Origin of the sequence: Kordia sp., from assembly GCF_022447245.1 — a bacterium.
Taxonomy (GTDB): Bacteria; Bacteroidota; Bacteroidia; order Flavobacteriales; family Flavobacteriaceae; genus Kordia.
In genome coordinates this window covers 56,023-72,494 of the sequence record NZ_JAKVBC010000006.1, presented here as the reverse complement: position 1 = coordinate 72,494, position 16,472 = coordinate 56,023, and the positions used below count along the sequence as shown (strand labels likewise).

The following is a 16,472-nucleotide window of genomic DNA, read 5'->3' as shown; positions in this document are numbered from 1 at the left end:
AAAATAAAAAGTTACAATATAGAATTAAGTAATTTTTCACCAAGATCAATTAAGATTAGTCACAAAATTTATTACTGATTTAAAAAAAGTTTTCGAAAAAATCTATTCTAGTCTGACATGTTTGAAAGAACATTACTTAAATTAAAAATATGGAATATAGTCGCAAAGAATTCATTTCCTTCTTAGGAAAAACTAGTTTAGGAGCTTTGGTTATGCCTCAATTTTTAATCAGTTGTGGTAATACGACTAAACCAGCTCCAGAATTTAAAGATACTTCAGAAGCTGTATTAAAAAAATTAAAAGATGTTGCTTTGGAAGCAATCCAACCCTCTCATAAAGATGATTTGTTGCTTGCTAATGGTTTAAATTATGACATTATAGCAAAGTATGGTGATGAAATTAGTAAAGAAGAAACTTTTGGAGATAACAATGACTTTACTTGTTTTATTCCCTTTGATGAAAAAAATCCAAAAGATGGATTGCTTTGGGTGAATCATGAATATATAAATCCACTTTTTGTTTCAGGATATAATTATAGAAAACCCAATGCACCAAAAACAAAGGAACAGGTAGATAAAGAAATGTATTGTGTCGGTGGTACTATAGTCCGAATAAAGGAAGAAAATGGAAAATGGAATGTAGTTAAAAATGATCCTCATAACAAAAGAATTACAGCACAAACGCCCATAAAGTTAAATTGGGATACTCCAATAGCAGGAAAAACAACCGTTATAGGAACAAATAGTAATTGTTCAGGAGGCATTACTCCTTGGAAGACATTTTTGACTTGCGAAGAAAATTATGATAACTGTTTTGGAGAAATCAAATATGATAAAAATAACAAGCCTTCAAGAGTAGCGAGTCGATATGGCTGGGAAAAGTATTATAATTACTCCCCTGAGCATTATGGTTGGGTTGTAGAAATTAATCCAATAGATGGTTCTGCACAAAAACATATAGCTTTAGGAAGATTTGCGCATGAATGTTGTACGCTTTACGAATTAGCAGACAAGCGTGTAGTTGCGTATAGTGGAGATGATAAAAATAATGAGTATTTGTATAAATTTATTTCCTCGAAGCCTAGTTCTTTGAAAGAGGGTACGCTGTATGTAGCAGATACTGAAAACGGAAAATGGTTAGCATTAGATTGGGAAAAACAGCCTTTATTAAAAACAGCCTTTAAAAATCAAACAGAAGTTTTAATAAGAGCTAGAGAAGCAGCAAAAATATTAGGCGCTACAGAATTGAATCGTCCAGAAGATATAGAAATAGATCCAGTGAGTGGAAATGTTTTTGTGTCTTTAACGAATAATAAATGGAAAAACGATTTTCATGGTTCTATTCTTAAAATTGAGGAAACTGGTGGAAAATATGATTCGTTAACATTCAAAGCTTCTACGTTTATAGCAGGAGGAGAAGAAAATGGATTTTCTTGCCCAGATAATTTGGCATTTGATATGTCTGGAAATTTGTGGATAACATCTGATATGTCAGGAAGTGCCATGAATAAAAAAGATAAACCGTATATGGCATTTAAAAATAATAGTTTATTCGTAATTCCAAGATACGGTAAAGACGCAGGGAAAGTAATTCGTGTAGCATCTGCACCAATAGATGCAGAATTGACAGGACCTTGGTTTTCGCCTGATGGAAAAACCTTATTTTTAAGTGTACAGCATCCTGGAGAACAAACAAAAGATAAAAAACATCCTACAAGCACATGGCCATTTGATCAAGACAATATTCCAAAATCTGCTATAGTTGCTATTCAAGGCGATTTAATCGAAAAAATGAATAAGCTACAACAAATAGAAAATGTAAACTAAGACATTATTTTTAATTTATTATCAGTTGTAAAATGAAAGCTTGTAGTTTGTCAAACTACAAGCTTTTCTTGTAAACATGGGATTCAGTTTTTTATAAACTCACTTATTTTGCAAGCGTAACAGTTCTAGTCACATTATTAAATGGTCCAGGAATTAATTTTCCATTTTCGTCCAGTAATTCCAATTGTATGGTAACTTTTCCCATTGGTAAACCTTTTACAATATGTGGAGCCCATTCTGTAATTATAAATGTTTCACCGTTAATGGTTGCTCTCACTTTATGACCAGTTTCAGAAAGTTTTGTATTCAAAACAAAAAAGTCTAATAATAAGTTTTCGGTATCTTTCCCTTTATAAGTTCCTTTTGGGCGACTGTAAATTAATGTTGGTGCGTTCATGTCTAAACCATATGTATCTTGTGGGTTTTCACCAACTTCTAATTTCTTAACAACTACAGAATTTTCATTCTTCACAGATTCATGATAAGAACGACTTAAAAAAGCAACTAAATGATGTACACCTTCTGGAATTTCTTTTTTGAAAGTAGGTGTATAATGTGCAGAGTATGGCTGATTGTTAAGTATAAAATGAATATGCTGTCCTTTGCCAGAATTTGCTAATAATGTAGCATTTGGTCCTTCAGTTTGCTTTCCAAGTTCATAGTTATTCATCGTAAAATTAAAATCTATTTCTCCTACATTGGTAATTTTAGTGTCAGCTGGCGCATCCATAGCTAAAACAGCATCAGCATACGTTGGAGAACCTTCTAACTTTTCAAGAGTTATTTTTATTTTTTCAGGCTCAGTCGTTTTTTTCTCTTCTGTTTTTTCTGCATCTTTTGTTGTTGTTTCTTTCTTTTCACCTTTACAGGAGATTATTACAACAACTAATAAAAGCATAGTTATAGATAATTGTAATGTTTTCATTTCTTGGAGTTTTATGGTTATTAATTTTTAATTGATAGTTTTATTTAAATTGTCAAAGTTCCACAGCGATTCTTTACCTTTATTTGTAATGGTTAGGTTTCCTAGTTGTATGACGCTATTATCCAGTGCATTTAATCTACACTGTATCTCTGTAATTCTACTATATTCAATAGTTTCTGAAGGACGAATACGTATAAGTACGTCGCCACTAGCAATTGTCAGAACTTTGTTTTCTACGTTTAATAAGTTGCATCCTAAATACCGCATTTCTTGTGCTATTCTATTATAATCATCAATAGTACAATCCATAGAAATCCTTTTTATATCTTTAAAAAGACATTCTTTTTTGTAGGATTTCTGTAAAAAAGCTTCTCGAGTATAACCTTGATGTTTTAACTGATGGAGACTGTCTAAAAAAGTAGGGTTGTAAAAGGCGTACCAAGTATTGAGATTTGTATTTTTACTAGGAGAATAAAAAGCTTTAAACCAAGTGATTTCATGTTGATCTAAAGGTACATCTACAGTTTCAGAAATGCTCAAATATGTAGTTTCATTTTTTTTTAATTTGGGTTTCACTCCTAAATGAAAATGTTCTCCTTTATTGTAAAGAGAAAAGCCAATACCGCTTTTTCCAACGGGTTCTTGATATTGATTATTAGGACCTAAAATTTCTATATAATGTTTGTGACCTCTTGCATAGCAAGATGCTGTCTTTTCGTCAATAGTTTCAAAATTAGGAAAGCCTTTGTCGATAGCAACATAGGTATCTTTAAAGAATGTATTTTGGGTTAATTTTGCATACGAAACACTATCCAACACAATGTATAAGTGATCAAAAAGTATTTGGGAAACATCAGCACCAAAAAAAGTATCTACTTTATCATAGTCTACAGTGATCGTTTTTGTTTTTTTTGATTTTTCACTGCATGAAAAGAAAAAAAATAGCCCTAGAATGAAACTGATTTTTTGTGCTGACAAATGATTTTTTATGTGTGCAATAGTTTTCAATTCAATTGTTTACAGTGATTTTAAAGAGTGGTTTTAGTAACAATATCTATAAATTCTTGTCGTTTTTTATCGTTTTCAAAAGAGCCTCCATATTCAAGAGTCGTCGTAAAGCTATTTTTATCTTTAATTCCTCTTGATGACACACACAAATGCTTTGCAACTACCATTACAATAACATCTTTGGTCTCTAGGACGCGTTTTAAATATTTAAGAATTTGCAATGATAATCGCTCTTGGACTTGAGGTCTGTGAGCATAATAATCAACCAAACGATTGATCTTAGAAAGTCCAATCACTCGTTTTTTGGGAACATACGCTACATGTACATTACCAACAATTGGTAAAAAATTGTGTTCACAAGCAGAATCAATAGTTATATTTTGCTCTACAAGCATTTTACCATATTCATATTTATTTTCAAAAGTGGAGAGCTTTGGCTTATTAGCAGGATTTAGGCCATAAAATAATTCTTTTACATACATTTTTGCAACACGATAGGGAGTTCCTGATAAACTATCATCCGTAAGATCGAGCCCTAACTCTTGCATGATTAATCCAAAATATTCCTCAATATTTTTAATCTTTTCATCGTCAGTTTTATCAAATGCATCTGGTCGTAAAGGTGTTTCTACACTTGAAGGAATATGATTGTCACCTAATAATTCTATTTGTTCCTTGTCCATCAAATTCTGTTTTAAATTACAAAATTAACGATAATTTATTAACGCAACATAGTTGCGTTAAATTTATTACAAGATTCTAAAAAATACTAGGATTAGTATGTATTTTGAGACGCATCTATATTTTTCTTTAAAAATCAATATAATTCGCAAAGTATAGTTATTGATGCTAACAATATTTTTATTGTTAGCATATAATCTAGCCATAAAGAAAGTTTATATAGAATAATAATAGAAAGTAAATTGACATCTTTTTTAAAACGAAAACTTTCTTCTAATATGATCTAAACTTAAATTATGAATACTTCCAATATGTGTATGTTTTTTTGAAATTTCTGCTGTATATGTCCCTTTTTCTACTTGCTTGCCTATTTTTTGATATGCTTCTCTAAAGGAAACTCCATCCATTACTAAATTATTGATGCTATCAACAGTAGAAAGATATTTGTATTTTTCTTCGTTGAAATCAATCTTTTTTACTTGAATTTGTTGAATGGAATGATTGAAAATTTCCAACACACTTTTTACATCTGTAAATGCCGAGATCATAGGTGCTTTTAACAATTGAAAATCTCTGTGATAACCGCTTGGTAAATTATTGGTAAGTAGTACCATTTCTGCATACAATGCTTGCACCTTATTGCATTTTCCTCGTACGAGTTCAAAAACATCAGGATTCTTTTTGTGTGGCATGATACTACTTCCTGTCGTCAAGGCATCTGGAAACGAAATGAAATCAAAATTCTGGCTCATATACAAGCAAATATCCATTGAAAATCGAGCTAAAGTGTTACTCAAACTTCCGAGTGCCATAGAAACGGTTCGTTCGCTTTTTCCTCTGCTCATCTGTGCAGCAACGACATTGTGTTTTAAAGTTTTAAAGCCTAATTCTTTAGTTGTAAACGCTCTATCAATTGGAAATGAACTTCCGTATCCTGCCGCAGAACCTAGTGGATTTTGATCAACAGTTTTTAAAGCAGCTTGTAATACATACACATCATCAATTAACAATTCTGCATACGCAGAAAACCACAGGCCAAACGAAGAAGGCATAGCAACTTGCAAATGTGTATAACCTGGCAACAATGATTCTTTATGTGTTTCTGCCAATTGCAAAAGTGTCTCAAATAATACCTGTGTCTGCTCCAGAATGAAGTTGATATTGTCCTTATAAAATAATTGCAAAGCCACCAACACCTGATCATTCCTAGAACGCGCTGTATGAATCTTTTTTCCAACATCACCATACGCTTTTGTAAGTTCGTATTCAATTTTAGAATGTACATCTTCAAATTGTGCTTCTATAACGAACGTGTGATTGTGTATTTGATCTAATAAGGTTTCCAATCCTTCCGTAAGTTGCTTTAATTCTTCAACAGTAATGATATTTATTTTATGTAACATTTTAGCATGAGCCAAGGAAGCCAATACATCATATTTTGCAATATGCATGTCAATTTCTCTATCATTCCCAACCGTAAATGTTTCTATCTTCTTATCGATGCTAATTCCTTTATCCCAAAGTTTCATCTGTTTTCTCTTTTGTTATTCCTTTATGTCACATCGAGCGCAGTCGAGATGCATACAGGAATATATTTTTATAATATTTTCTCTAATAATTCAATGTAAATTTCAATGCCTTCTTCTATTTCTTTTAAATAGATAAATTCGTCGGCTGTGTGCGAACGTGTACTGTCGCCAGGACCTAATTTTAACGAAGGACAGGACAAAACTGCTTGATCGGATAGCGTAGGAGAACCATACGTTTTTCTACCCAAGGTAATACCAGCTTGAACCAATGCGTGTTCCTTTGGAATAGAGGAGGAGTTTAATCGTAGACTTCTCGGAATGATTTCAGAACAAGGCGCTTCTTTTTGTAAAATTTCAACAACCTCTTTGTTGGTGTATGCATCATTGACACGTACGTCGATGACCAAATTTACATTGGCAGGAACAGCATTGTGTTGTTTTCCTGCATTGATCTGTGTAACGGTCATTTTTACATCACCCAAAACCGAAGACGATTTCTTAAAGGTGAATTCCTGAAACCATTGTAAAACCTCAATGGTGTTATAAATAGCATTGTCTGTATTTGGATGTGCAGCATGACTTGGCGTTCCAGTAACGGTAGCATCAAACACTAACAACCCTTTTTCAGCGATGGCTAATTGCATCAATGTAGGTTCGCCGACAATGGCAACATCAATTTTTGGAATAATGGATAACATACTATTCAAACCATTTTCGCAGCTGCTTTCTTCTTCTGCGGAAGCAACTATCAGGAGATTGTAGTGTAAGTTTGGTTGTTTATAAAAGTACGTGAATGTTGCGATCAATGAAACCAAGCAACCGCCAGCATCATTACTTCCCAAACCATACAATTTTCCATCTTCTTCAATGGCTTCAAACGGATTTTTGGTATAACCATTATTTGGTTTTACGGTGTCGTGATGCGAATTTAATAGCAATGTTGGTTTGCATTCATCAAAATGTAAATTTGTTGCCCAAATATTATTTTTTGTTCTTTTAAAAGGAATCTCATGTTCTTGAAACCAATTTTCTATATGTATTGCTGTATCTCCTTCTTCTGAAGAAAATGATGGTGTTTCAATGAGCTTTTTAAGCAATATAATTGCTCTATATGTTAATTCTGTGTGATTCATTTTTGAATTGTTGTGTGTTTTAGTTTTTTATGTAAAAGAATTGCAGATTTCCCAATGTGAACTTTCGCTACTTTATGATGAATTGCATGAAAACAATTGGTGAGTTTTGGCAACATTCCATCCGAAATGACCTTTTTTTCTAGTAATGATGGATAGTTTTCGGAATCAATAGTTTCTATTACAGACTCGTCATCATGAACATCTTTCAGTACGCCATTTTTTTCAAAACAATAATATAATTCAGTATTGTATTCATTCGCGAAAGCTATAGCCAATTCAGAAGCAACAGTATCTGCGTTCGTATTTAACAATTGCCCATTTTCGTCATGTGTAATGGCACAAAATATAGGCGTGATATTTTGATCGAGTAGTAGTTGTAGGGTATCGATATTTACTTTTTGGATATCGCCCACAAAACCATAATCAATAGTGGTTATTGGGCGTTTTTTAGCTATAATACTATTGCCATCAGCACCTGAAAACCCAATAGCATTTGTGTTTTTTGTTTGTAGTTTGGCAACAATTGTCTTGTTGATTTTTCCAGCATAAACCATTGTAATGATGTCTAAAGTATCTGCATTTGTAATTCGTCTACCATTGTTCATTTGGACTTCAACATGCATTTGTTGTGCGAGTTCTGTAGCTGATTTTCCGCCACCATGCACTAAGATTTTTGGCGAAGCTAACTTTGCAAAGTCATCTAAAAATAGATCTAAAGCAGCTTCATTATTAATGATATGCCCGCCGATTTTCACAATTTTTACTGTTTTCATGTCTGCAAGTTTTCTAAAATTTTCTTCAATACAATTTGTGCCGAAAACACTCTGTTATGTGCTTGCTGAATTACTACAGAATTCTCACTATCCAATACGGCATCTTCTACGATAACATTTCTTCGTACGGGTAAACAATGCATGAACTTTCCTGTGTTTAACTTTTTCTTGGTGAGCATCCAATCTTCCTCAACAGGTGAAACTTTACCATAATCTGTATAACTGCTCCAATTTTTTACATATACAAAATCAGCATTTTGTAAAGCTTCTTCTTGATTGTAATTAATCGGAACATTTTTAGTGATGTCTTCGCTTAATTCATATCCTCTCGGATGTGTAATACTAAAATTGATATCTAACTCTTGCATCATGGTTACAAACGAATTTGCCACAGCTTGTGGTAAGGCTTTTGGATGAGGTGCCCATGACAATACGACTTTAGGTTTCGATTTTATTTTCAATTCTTCAATTGTAATGGCATCTGCTAAAGCTTGTAACGGATGCATAGTAGCACTTTCCATATTGACAATTGGGACAGACGCATAGTTGATAAAACTGTTTAGTATCCATTCGGAAATATCTTTTTCTTTGTCTTGTAAACTTGGAAAAGCTCTAATAGCAATGATATCTGCGTATTGTGAAATGACTTGCGCCGCTTCTTTGACATGTTCAGAAGCATTCAAATTCATGATGACACCTTCTTCAAATTCTAAATTCCAAGCGTCATTTACGTTTAAAATCATGACATTCATTCCTAAGTTTTTAGCTGCTTTTTCTGTGCTTAAACGGGTTCGTAAACTTGCATTGAAAAAGAGCATAACCAATGTTTTGTTATTTCCTAAATGAGTATGAGCAAATGGATTTTCTTTTAACGCAATTGCTTCTTGAATCGCATTCGAGATATTTTCTATGTCGTAAATTGTTGTGTATTGTTTCATGCTATTAATTTTTGTAATGCTTCAAAAAACATATTGATGTGTTGTTTCGTAATGGTTAATGGTGGAAGTATTCGCAATACATTCGGATTGGCGGCACTTCCCGTAAAAATGTGATGCTTATGAATTAAGGTTTTCCGGATTTCGGAAACAGGGAAATCAAATTCCAAGCCTAGCATTAATCCTCTTCCTTTTGTGTTTTTAATTTTTGATATTTTGGAAGCTTCCGCTAGAAAGTACTCAGAAATTGCTGTAGCATTTTGCATTAAACCTTGTGTTTCTATCACCTCTAAAACAGCTAATGAAGCACTGCAAGCTAAATGATTTCCGCCAAATGTTGTGCCCAATAAGCCATGAGAAGCTTTAATTTTTGGGTGAATCAAAATACCACCAATTGGAAAACCATTACCCATACCTTTTGCCATTGAAATTATATCTGGCGTAATAAGATGTTTTTGAAACGAAAAGAAATCACCTGTTCTACCAAAACCAGCTTGAACTTCATCCGCAATCAACAGTGTGTTATATTGTTTGCATAGAATGTCGAGTCCTTGGTAAAATGCGGTGGTACTTTCATCCAAGCCGCCAACACCTTGAATACATTCAATAATGACGGCACAAGTTTTATCTTGCTTCAATACATTTTCGACAGTTTCTAAATCTCCCAAATCGACAAAATCTACTTTTTGTTGTGCATTTATAGGAGCTACAATTCTTGTGTTATCTGTAGCTGCAACTGCTGCTGAAGTTCTTCCATGAAACGCTTTTTTAAAAGCCAAGACGTTTGTTTTTTGTGTGTGAAAAGATGCAAGTTTTAGCGCATTTTCATTGGCTTCAGCACCAGAATTACACAAAAACAGTTCATAGCCTTCACAGTTTGACAAACTTGTTAATTTGTAAGCTAACTTTTCTTGAAGTGGATTTTGAATCGAATTACTATAAAACCCAATTTTCCGTAACTGATTTGAAATAGCTGTTACGTATGTTGGATGTGAATGTCCAATAGAAATCACAGCATGTCCACCGTACAAATCAAGATATTTTGTATTGTTTTGATCGTATACATATACATCTTTTGCAGTAACGGGTGTGATATTGAATAATGGATATACGTTGAATAAACTCATGATATTTTGTTGTTAAAAAAAGGTAGCTTTTAGTTGTAATCCTTCAGCTTCTTCAAAACCAAACATCAGATTCATATTTTGAATTGCCTGACCAGAAGCACCTTTTAATAGATTGTCAATACTACTTGTGATTAATAATTTGTTTTCGTGTTTGTGTAGGTGTAAGAGGCATTTATTGGTATTCACTACTTGTTTTAAATGCACTTGATGGTCACTCACAAAAGTAAATGCGGTATCTTTGTAGAAACTATTGTACAGTATTTCGGCTTCTTCTAAACTACCTTCAAATGTTGTATATAATGTTGCAAAAATACCTCTACTAAAGTTTCCTCTATTTGGCATAAAGTGAATTTCAGCATCAAAACCGTTTTGTAATTGTTGCATGGTTTGATGAATTTCACCTAAATGCTGATGTGTAAAAGGTTTGTAATAGGAAAAGTTATTATCTCTCCACGTAAAATGTGTTGTTTTTGATAACGAAGTTCCTGCACCAGTAGCGCCAGTTACTGCATTAATATGGACATCATTATGTAACAATCCATGCTGTGCTAATGGAAGCAATGCCAATTGTAAAGCTGTCGCAAAGCAACCCGGATTGGCTATGTTTTGTGCTTTTTGTATCGCTTCTTTTTGCAATTCTGGCAATCCGTAGACAAAAGATAAATTGTCAAATTCTTGATCATTTTTCAATCTAAAATCATTACTCAGATCAATAATTTTAGTTTTTGCTGAGAATTTGTTTTCTGTTAAAAATGCTTTCGAATTTCCATGCCCTAAACACAAAAACACCAAATCAACTTTTGCATTGATTGTATCTGTAAACGACATGTTTGTAGTACCAATCAAATCTTGATGTACAAAGCTGATCTTATTTCCTGCATTGGAAGTGCTGTATACAAAATTGATATTGACTTTGCTATGATGCACTAATAACCTAATAAGTTCTCCTGCAGTATAACCAGCGCCTCCTATAATTCCGACCTCTATCATGCTTCTGAGTTTATGTGTTGATATATTTTGTTTTGATTGCCCAAGATTTTGATGAAACCTTTGGCTTCGTTAGCTGTCCAACCAGAGTTTATTTCTCCGTAACTTCCAAACTTGGCATTCATTAAGTCATGCCTCGATTGAATTCCGTCTAGAGTGAAATGATATGGTTTTAACGTAATGAAAACATCTCCAGAGACCTTTGTTTGACTACTTTTTAGGTAGCTTTCAATATCACGCATTACAGGATCTAGGTATTGCCCTTCATGCAAATGCATTCCATAAAAGTTAGAGAGATATTCTTTGTGTTGCAGTTGCCATTTGGTCAATGTATGTTTCTCCAATAAATGATGTGCTTTAATACAAATAATCGCTGCAGCCGCTTCAAATCCAACCCTCCCTTTAATACCAACGATTGTATCACCCACATGAATATCTCTTCCAATTGCAAAAGCAGAAGCGAGTTTATTTAAGATTTCAATATTGATTTCTGGAGCATTTTGTTTTCCATTTACGGCAACCAATTCTCCTTGTAAAAAACTAAGTTGCACGTTTTCTTCTGTTTGTTTTTGCAGTTGTGATGGATATGCTTCTTCTGGTAATGATTTATTAGAAGTCAAGGTTTCGTCACCGCCAACACTGGTTCCCCAAAGCCCTTTGTTAATGGAATATTTTGCTTTCTCCCAAGACAAATCCACACCATTTGCTTGTAAATATTGAATTTCTTCTTCACGAGTCAATTTTTGATCTCTAATTGGCGTAATGATTTCAATATCTGGAGCTAAAGTTTGAAAAATCATATCAAAACGTACTTGATCGTTTCCTGCACCGGTACTTCCATGAGCAATATATTTAGCATCAATACTTTTTGCGTATTCAATAATTTCGATGGCTTGTACGATACGTTCAGCACTTACGGAAAGCGGATACGTATTGTTTTTTAAGACATTTCCGAACACTAAATATTTCACTACCTTTTCATAGAAGGTTTTAACAGCATCAATATTTTTATAAGTTGAAACGCCCATTTTGTAAGCATTTTCTTCTATTGTGTTAATTTCGTTTTGAGTAAAACCACCTGTGTTTACACTTACTGCATGGACTTCAAAATTTTTCTCTTTGGTGAGATGTATGGCGCAATATGACGTATCTAAACCGCCACTATAGGCAAGGACTAATTTCTTTGTAGTCTTCATTTTTTATCTTTTTTTAGAAATAAGGTTTGTTTGATACTTTTCAATCTTTTAAAAACCTTCTCTTTTACTTTCGTTTTTTGTTTTGCTTCGTTAGAATTTGGATCGTACAACATGCCTGTACACAAGCACATTTTTTGATTTGTACGTTTTAATACATCAAAGTTTTTGCAGGTTTGGCAACCATTCCAAAAGGATTGATCTTCGGTAAGTTCTGAAAATGTAACTGGCTTATAACCCAATTCACTATTGAGTTTCATCACGGCTAATCCTGTGGTGATACTAAATACTTTTGCATTGGGAAATTTGGTTCTAGAGTGTTCAAAAATTTTCTTCTTGATTTGTTTGGCAATGCCTTTTCCTCTGTAGTCAGGATGTACAATCAGTCCAGAGTTTGCGACAAATTTTCCGTGACTCCAAGCTTCGATATAGCAAAAGCCTACAAATTTTTCGCCATCTAATGCAATGACAGCATTTCCTTTCTCCATCTTTGAGATCACGTATGCTGGCTTTCGCTTTGCAATTCCTGTTCCTCTTACTTGAGCAGCTTGTAAAATAGTTTCACAAATAGTTTCAGCGTAAACGCGATGTGAATTGTTTGCAATGACAATTTCCATGGTGTTTTAGTAAAAAATGATTAAAATGTTGATTTGATGTATCTGGAAAAAAGAACCGGACTCGCCTAAGTTCCCAAAATAGAAGTGCACCCTTACGGGCGGCGAATAAAATAGCGGCGTACGGGAAGATTGTTATTTGTTAAAATAACGCAACTTTGATAAAATGCTATGGATATAAAATGATTCAAGAAATGATAAATAAAACAATGTAAATACTAAAGTGTTACTAGCTAGTAGAATTAGCAGCGGCGGCGTCGGAAGCGAACCTCGGGTAATATTGTGTATGTTTTATTTTGTGCAATCATTACTGCAAACCTACAAATTATAGTTTTACACTACACGTGCAGGTATCTTTTTTTAGTAAGTTTTGTGAATATGTTAATAAATAACCCTTAAAAATAGGATTATGAAAATTATTTAGGTTTTTGAGTAGAGATACATCATTAAAAATCTGTCTAGTAGAAAAAGATAAACTCTTATTGACTCATCCTGGAAAGAGAGTCTTTTTTAAAAGTAAAGTAAGATTTAAGTTTTTTTAGTTAAAAAACCTTCATATATAGTGCGTTACTAATTTGAATTTACCTTCTTAATACTCTTTATTTAAATTTAATCTAAATAAACTTTGTTATTAAAGTTTTGTGAAATATTTTTGTTGAAAATTATAATATTTATTTAATCTAAATTAAAATGAAAATTGTATTCGCAACATTAATGCTATTTTTTATCTCAGCAGGTGCTCTGGCTCAGAATGAGTCTATTCAAGGTCGAATTATTGATAATAATAATACTCCGTTAGCCGGTGTAAATGTGTATTTGAAAGAAAGTCAAAAAGGGACACAAACAGACTTTGATGGAAAATTCGAAATTGAAAATGTAGTAGGAGCGAAGGTTTTAGTAATCTCTTATGTTGGTTACAAAACCAAAGAAATATCTGTAACTGCACCAGTAAATCTTTCAGATATTATTTTGTATGAAGGAAATGAGCTTTTACAAGCTGTTACTTTAGATTCACGAAAGAATAAGTTTTCGAGAAAAAAGACGGCTTATGTATCTAAACTTCCTTTAAAAGATATAGAAAATACACAAGTGTATACGACTATAACATCAGATTTGTTAGAATCTCAAGTCGTAACAGACTTGGATGAAGCTATGGCAAACGCTACTGGTGTTTATAAATTATGGGAAGCTACTGGTAGATCTCCAGGGAATGGAACTGCGTTTTTCTCAACACGTGGTTTTAGCGTACAACCAAGATTAATTGATGGTGTAGCAGGAGTTACATTTAGTGCCATTGATCCTTCGTACATTGAGCGTATCGAAGTTATAAAAGGACCATCAGCTACCTTATTTGGAAGTACAGAAACTTCTTTAGGTGGTTTGATTAACATTGTAACTAAAAAGCCATACCAAGGAACAGGAGGAACCGCTTCTTATACAGCTGGATCTTTTGGTTTACATAGAATTTCAGCAGATTATAACACAGAATTAGGATCGGGTAATAATACTTTCTTTAGAGTGAACGCATCATACTTGACAGAAGATAGTTTCCAAGATGCAGGTTTTAGAGATACATATTTTATAGCACCATCGCTTTCATACAGAGTGAATAATAGGCTTAATATTTCCGCAGGAATAGAGTTTACACAAACAAGGCAAACCAATCCATCGATGTTATTCTTACGTAGAGGATTACCCTTAGTTTCTACGAATGTTGATGAGCTAAATGTTGATCCAAATAAATCGTTTACTTCTGATGACGTGTATTTAGATAACTTAACATTTAATGCAAGAGCTATTGCAGACTATAAAATCTCAGATAATTGGACATCACAAACAATCTTCTCTAGTAGTTATGCAGAAACAGACGGATATTACCAATACCAATTTGATGGTGGTTCTATCGGAATTTTACAATTACAACAGATTTACCAAATTCCAGAATTGCAACCAATTTTACCAGCTATTCAGCCTGTAATTGATCCATTAATCAATCCAATGCTAGCTGAATCACAAGCGTTATTACAAAGAGACTCTTTTACACGTGTATACAGCCAAAGAGATGCAAATGAGACACGTATCAATTTACAACAAAACTTTACGGGAGATTTTAAAATTGGAGATGTACGTAACAGAGTAGTTTTGGGTGTAGATTATATTCATAATAAGAGAAAGAATAGAAATAAAAACGGTAATCCAGTATTAACTTCAACCTCTAATTTTCCACAATTATTAGGGTTTTTTAACAGCATTCCTGGTTTAGAGCCAGTAGGAGCTTTTATTGAAAACAGTTTCTCTGCTTTCCCATATTTTGATGCTTTTTTATCAGCTGATGGACAAGTAATACCAACTACATTTACTCCTAATGCAACATATTCGCCAAGTAGAGCAGAATTAGATGCAGTTTTTAATCAACTAGAACCGTTTAGAGGTACTTTAAAATCACAAACTATTGCAGCATATGCTTCTAATGTAATCAACGTAACTCCAGAGTTAACAGTGAATGTTGGATTGCGTTTAGATCATTTTATACAAGATGGAAGTGAGGTTGTAGCTGAAGATGATTATACGAAAACTACATTCTCGCCAACAGCTGGAATCTTATACCAACCATTTAAGAATAAATTATCTGTATTTGCTAATTATCAAACAGGTTTTGTAAACGTAAATCCAATTGTAAATCCTGACGGAACTATTGATGTTTTTGAACCACAAAAAGCACGGCAATTTGAAGGTGGAGTAAAAACAAACCTTTTACAAGGAAAATTGAATTTTGGCGTGAGTTACTATCATATCACAGTAGATGATTTTACAACTTCTGATCCAACAGTGCCATTATTTCCAAGAACTATTGATATTGCTCAAGTCGTAAGTCAAGGACTAGAGTTTGAGTTAAATGCTAATCCTTTTGAAGGATTAAATGTAAGAGCTTCATATTCATTTAATGATATGGAATATACTGATGTTTTCAGTACAAAAGCATTATATCAAACAACAGGACAATCTGGAAGAGACTTGACTGAGTTTGAAGGAAGAAGACCAGAATCAGCAGGTCCAGAATCATTATATAACTTCTGGGCAGATTATAAATTTCCAGAGGAAAGTTTTGCTAAAAACTTTGGAGTTGGAGTTGGTTTTAATGGAGCATCAGAAAACTTAACAGTAAATAATGCTATCACGGGAACATTTACACTACCAAGTTATACCATTTATAATGCAAGCTTGTATTATGATGCCGATAAATTTAGAATAGGACTGAAAGTTAACAACTTTACAGACGAAGTATATTACACAGGATGGACAACTGTAAACGCACAACCATCAAGAGCTTTCTTAGGAACAATTTCCTATAAGTTCTAAGTATTTATTTGAATTAGTCACACATTATCAACCAACCAAGTAGCTCTAAACATTTTGTGTTTGGAGTTACTTGGTTTATAAAAATAACGATGATTACTAGTATTATTTTTTTAATGACACTTGGCTGCTTTTTTTGGCTTAATACTTCTAAAAAAGCAATGTTAAACACAAATACTGTGCTGGAACAATGGTTTCAATCTCATCTGAAATTATCAAAGATTATAGGAAGTGTTTTATATGTGATAGCATTATTCTTATGTACACGTTATCTTGGCAATACATCAGGACTTCTTTTTTGGCTAATTTCTCTGATGACACTCTTGAGTTTGGTAATCATGATCAATCCTATAAAACTTATTAATTACAAGTATTTATTTGTTG

The 16,472-nt window shown here is 33.2% G+C and carries 13 protein-coding genes; 2 read left to right on the top strand and 11 right to left on the bottom strand.

Features of this window, described 5'->3' with window-relative positions; all coding sequences use genetic code 11:
• Positions 1 to 149: 149 nt before the first annotated feature.
• On the top strand, positions 150 to 1,826 hold the full coding sequence (locus MK119_RS05895) for an alkaline phosphatase PhoX (protein WP_290671800.1): 1,677 nt from the start codon (positions 150 to 152) through the stop codon (positions 1,824 to 1,826).
• A gap of 103 nt (positions 1,827 to 1,929) precedes the next feature.
• On the opposite strand, the gene MK119_RS05890 is transcribed toward MK119_RS05895, so the two are convergent.
• From MK119_RS05890 to MK119_RS05840, 11 genes are all read right to left on the bottom strand, one after another.
• Entirely contained in the window at positions 1,930 to 2,751 is an 822-nt protein-coding gene (locus tag MK119_RS05890) for a hypothetical protein (RefSeq protein WP_290671799.1), read from the bottom strand.
• A gap of 27 nt (positions 2,752 to 2,778) precedes the next feature.
• Positions 2,779 to 3,759 carry a DUF5829 family protein gene (locus MK119_RS05885; protein ID WP_290671797.1) on the bottom strand — a complete coding sequence of 327 codons (981 nt, stop codon included), beginning with the start codon at positions 3,757 to 3,759 and terminating at the stop codon, positions 2,779 to 2,781.
• A gap of 20 nt (positions 3,760 to 3,779) precedes the next feature.
• Positions 3,780 to 4,442: a GTP cyclohydrolase I FolE gene (folE, locus tag MK119_RS05880; protein ID WP_290671795.1), complete on the bottom strand. Its 663-nt coding sequence runs from the start codon at positions 4,440 to 4,442 to the stop codon at positions 3,780 to 3,782.
• 252 nt (positions 4,443 to 4,694) lie between these two features.
• Positions 4,695 to 5,969: an argininosuccinate lyase gene (gene argH / locus MK119_RS05875; RefSeq protein ID WP_290671793.1), complete on the bottom strand. Its 1,275-nt coding sequence runs from the start codon at positions 5,967 to 5,969 to the stop codon at positions 4,695 to 4,697.
• A 68-nt stretch (positions 5,970 to 6,037) separates the two neighbouring features.
• Complete coding sequence (locus tag MK119_RS05870) at positions 6,038 to 7,102, bottom strand: M20 family metallo-hydrolase (protein WP_290671791.1); 1,065 nt, start codon at positions 7,100 to 7,102, stop codon at positions 6,038 to 6,040.
• Positions 7,099 to 7,875 (bottom strand): acetylglutamate kinase, encoded by a 777-nt coding sequence (argB, locus tag MK119_RS05865; protein ID WP_290671789.1) that lies wholly within the window; start codon positions 7,873 to 7,875, stop codon positions 7,099 to 7,101. The genes MK119_RS05870 and argB overlap by 4 nt, the downstream gene beginning before the upstream one ends.
• Positions 7,872 to 8,813 carry an acetylornithine carbamoyltransferase gene (locus tag MK119_RS05860; protein ID WP_290671787.1) on the bottom strand — a complete coding sequence of 314 codons (942 nt, stop codon included), beginning with the start codon at positions 8,811 to 8,813 and terminating at the stop codon, positions 7,872 to 7,874. The genes argB and MK119_RS05860 overlap by 4 nt, the downstream gene beginning before the upstream one ends.
• On the bottom strand, positions 8,810 to 9,937 hold the full coding sequence (locus MK119_RS05855; protein ID WP_290671785.1) for an aminotransferase class III-fold pyridoxal phosphate-dependent enzyme: 1,128 nt from the start codon (positions 9,935 to 9,937) through the stop codon (positions 8,810 to 8,812). Before MK119_RS05855 ends, MK119_RS05860 begins: the two co-directional genes overlap by 4 nt.
• 12 nt (positions 9,938 to 9,949) lie before the next feature.
• Positions 9,950 to 10,927, bottom strand: coding sequence for an N-acetyl-gamma-glutamyl-phosphate reductase (gene argC / locus MK119_RS05850; RefSeq protein WP_290671783.1), 978 nt, complete (start codon positions 10,925 to 10,927; stop codon positions 9,950 to 9,952).
• Positions 10,924 to 12,120 carry an argininosuccinate synthase domain-containing protein gene (locus MK119_RS05845; protein ID WP_290671776.1) on the bottom strand — a complete coding sequence of 399 codons (1,197 nt, stop codon included), beginning with the start codon at positions 12,118 to 12,120 and terminating at the stop codon, positions 10,924 to 10,926. The genes argC and MK119_RS05845 overlap by 4 nt, the downstream gene beginning before the upstream one ends.
• Positions 12,117 to 12,734 carry a GNAT family N-acetyltransferase gene (locus MK119_RS05840; RefSeq protein ID WP_290671774.1) on the bottom strand — a complete coding sequence of 206 codons (618 nt, stop codon included), beginning with the start codon at positions 12,732 to 12,734 and terminating at the stop codon, positions 12,117 to 12,119. The genes MK119_RS05845 and MK119_RS05840 overlap by 4 nt, the downstream gene beginning before the upstream one ends.
• Before the next feature lie 687 nt (positions 12,735 to 13,421).
• Here MK119_RS05840 and MK119_RS05835 point away from each other — a divergent pair.
• Complete coding sequence (locus MK119_RS05835; RefSeq protein WP_290671772.1) at positions 13,422 to 16,091, top strand: TonB-dependent receptor; 2,670 nt, start codon at positions 13,422 to 13,424, stop codon at positions 16,089 to 16,091.
• Positions 16,092 to 16,472 lie beyond the last annotated feature (381 nt).

What these genes read in the sequence shown, in the direction of transcription:
- MK119_RS05895 (WP_290671800.1), top strand. Translation starts at nt 150, where the DNA reads ATGGAATATAGTCGCAAAGAATTCATTTCCTTCTTAGGAAAAACTAGT.
- MK119_RS05890 (WP_290671799.1), bottom strand. Translation starts at nt 2,751, where the DNA reads ATGAAAACATTACAATTATCTATAACTATGCTTTTATTAGTTGTTGTA.
- folE (WP_290671795.1), bottom strand. Translation starts at nt 4,442, where the DNA reads ATGGACAAGGAACAAATAGAATTATTAGGTGACAATCATATTCCTTCA.
- argH (WP_290671793.1), bottom strand. Translation starts at nt 5,969, where the DNA reads ATGAAACTTTGGGATAAAGGAATTAGCATCGATAAGAAGATAGAAACA.
- MK119_RS05870 (WP_290671791.1), bottom strand. Translation starts at nt 7,102, where the DNA reads ATGAATCACACAGAATTAACATATAGAGCAATTATATTGCTTAAAAAG.
- argB (WP_290671789.1), bottom strand. Translation starts at nt 7,875, where the DNA reads ATGAAAACAGTAAAAATTGTGAAAATCGGCGGGCATATCATTAATAAT.
- MK119_RS05860 (WP_290671787.1), bottom strand. Translation starts at nt 8,813, where the DNA reads ATGAAACAATACACAACAATTTACGACATAGAAAATATCTCGAATGCG.
- MK119_RS05855 (WP_290671785.1), bottom strand. Translation starts at nt 9,937, where the DNA reads ATGAGTTTATTCAACGTATATCCATTATTCAATATCACACCCGTTACT.
- argC (WP_290671783.1), bottom strand. Translation starts at nt 10,927, where the DNA reads ATGATAGAGGTCGGAATTATAGGAGGCGCTGGTTATACTGCAGGAGAA.
- MK119_RS05845 (WP_290671776.1), bottom strand. Translation starts at nt 12,120, where the DNA reads ATGAAGACTACAAAGAAATTAGTCCTTGCCTATAGTGGCGGTTTAGAT.
- MK119_RS05840 (WP_290671774.1), bottom strand. Translation starts at nt 12,734, where the DNA reads ATGGAAATTGTCATTGCAAACAATTCACATCGCGTTTACGCTGAAACT.
- MK119_RS05835 (WP_290671772.1), top strand. Translation starts at nt 13,422, where the DNA reads ATGAAAATTGTATTCGCAACATTAATGCTATTTTTTATCTCAGCAGGT.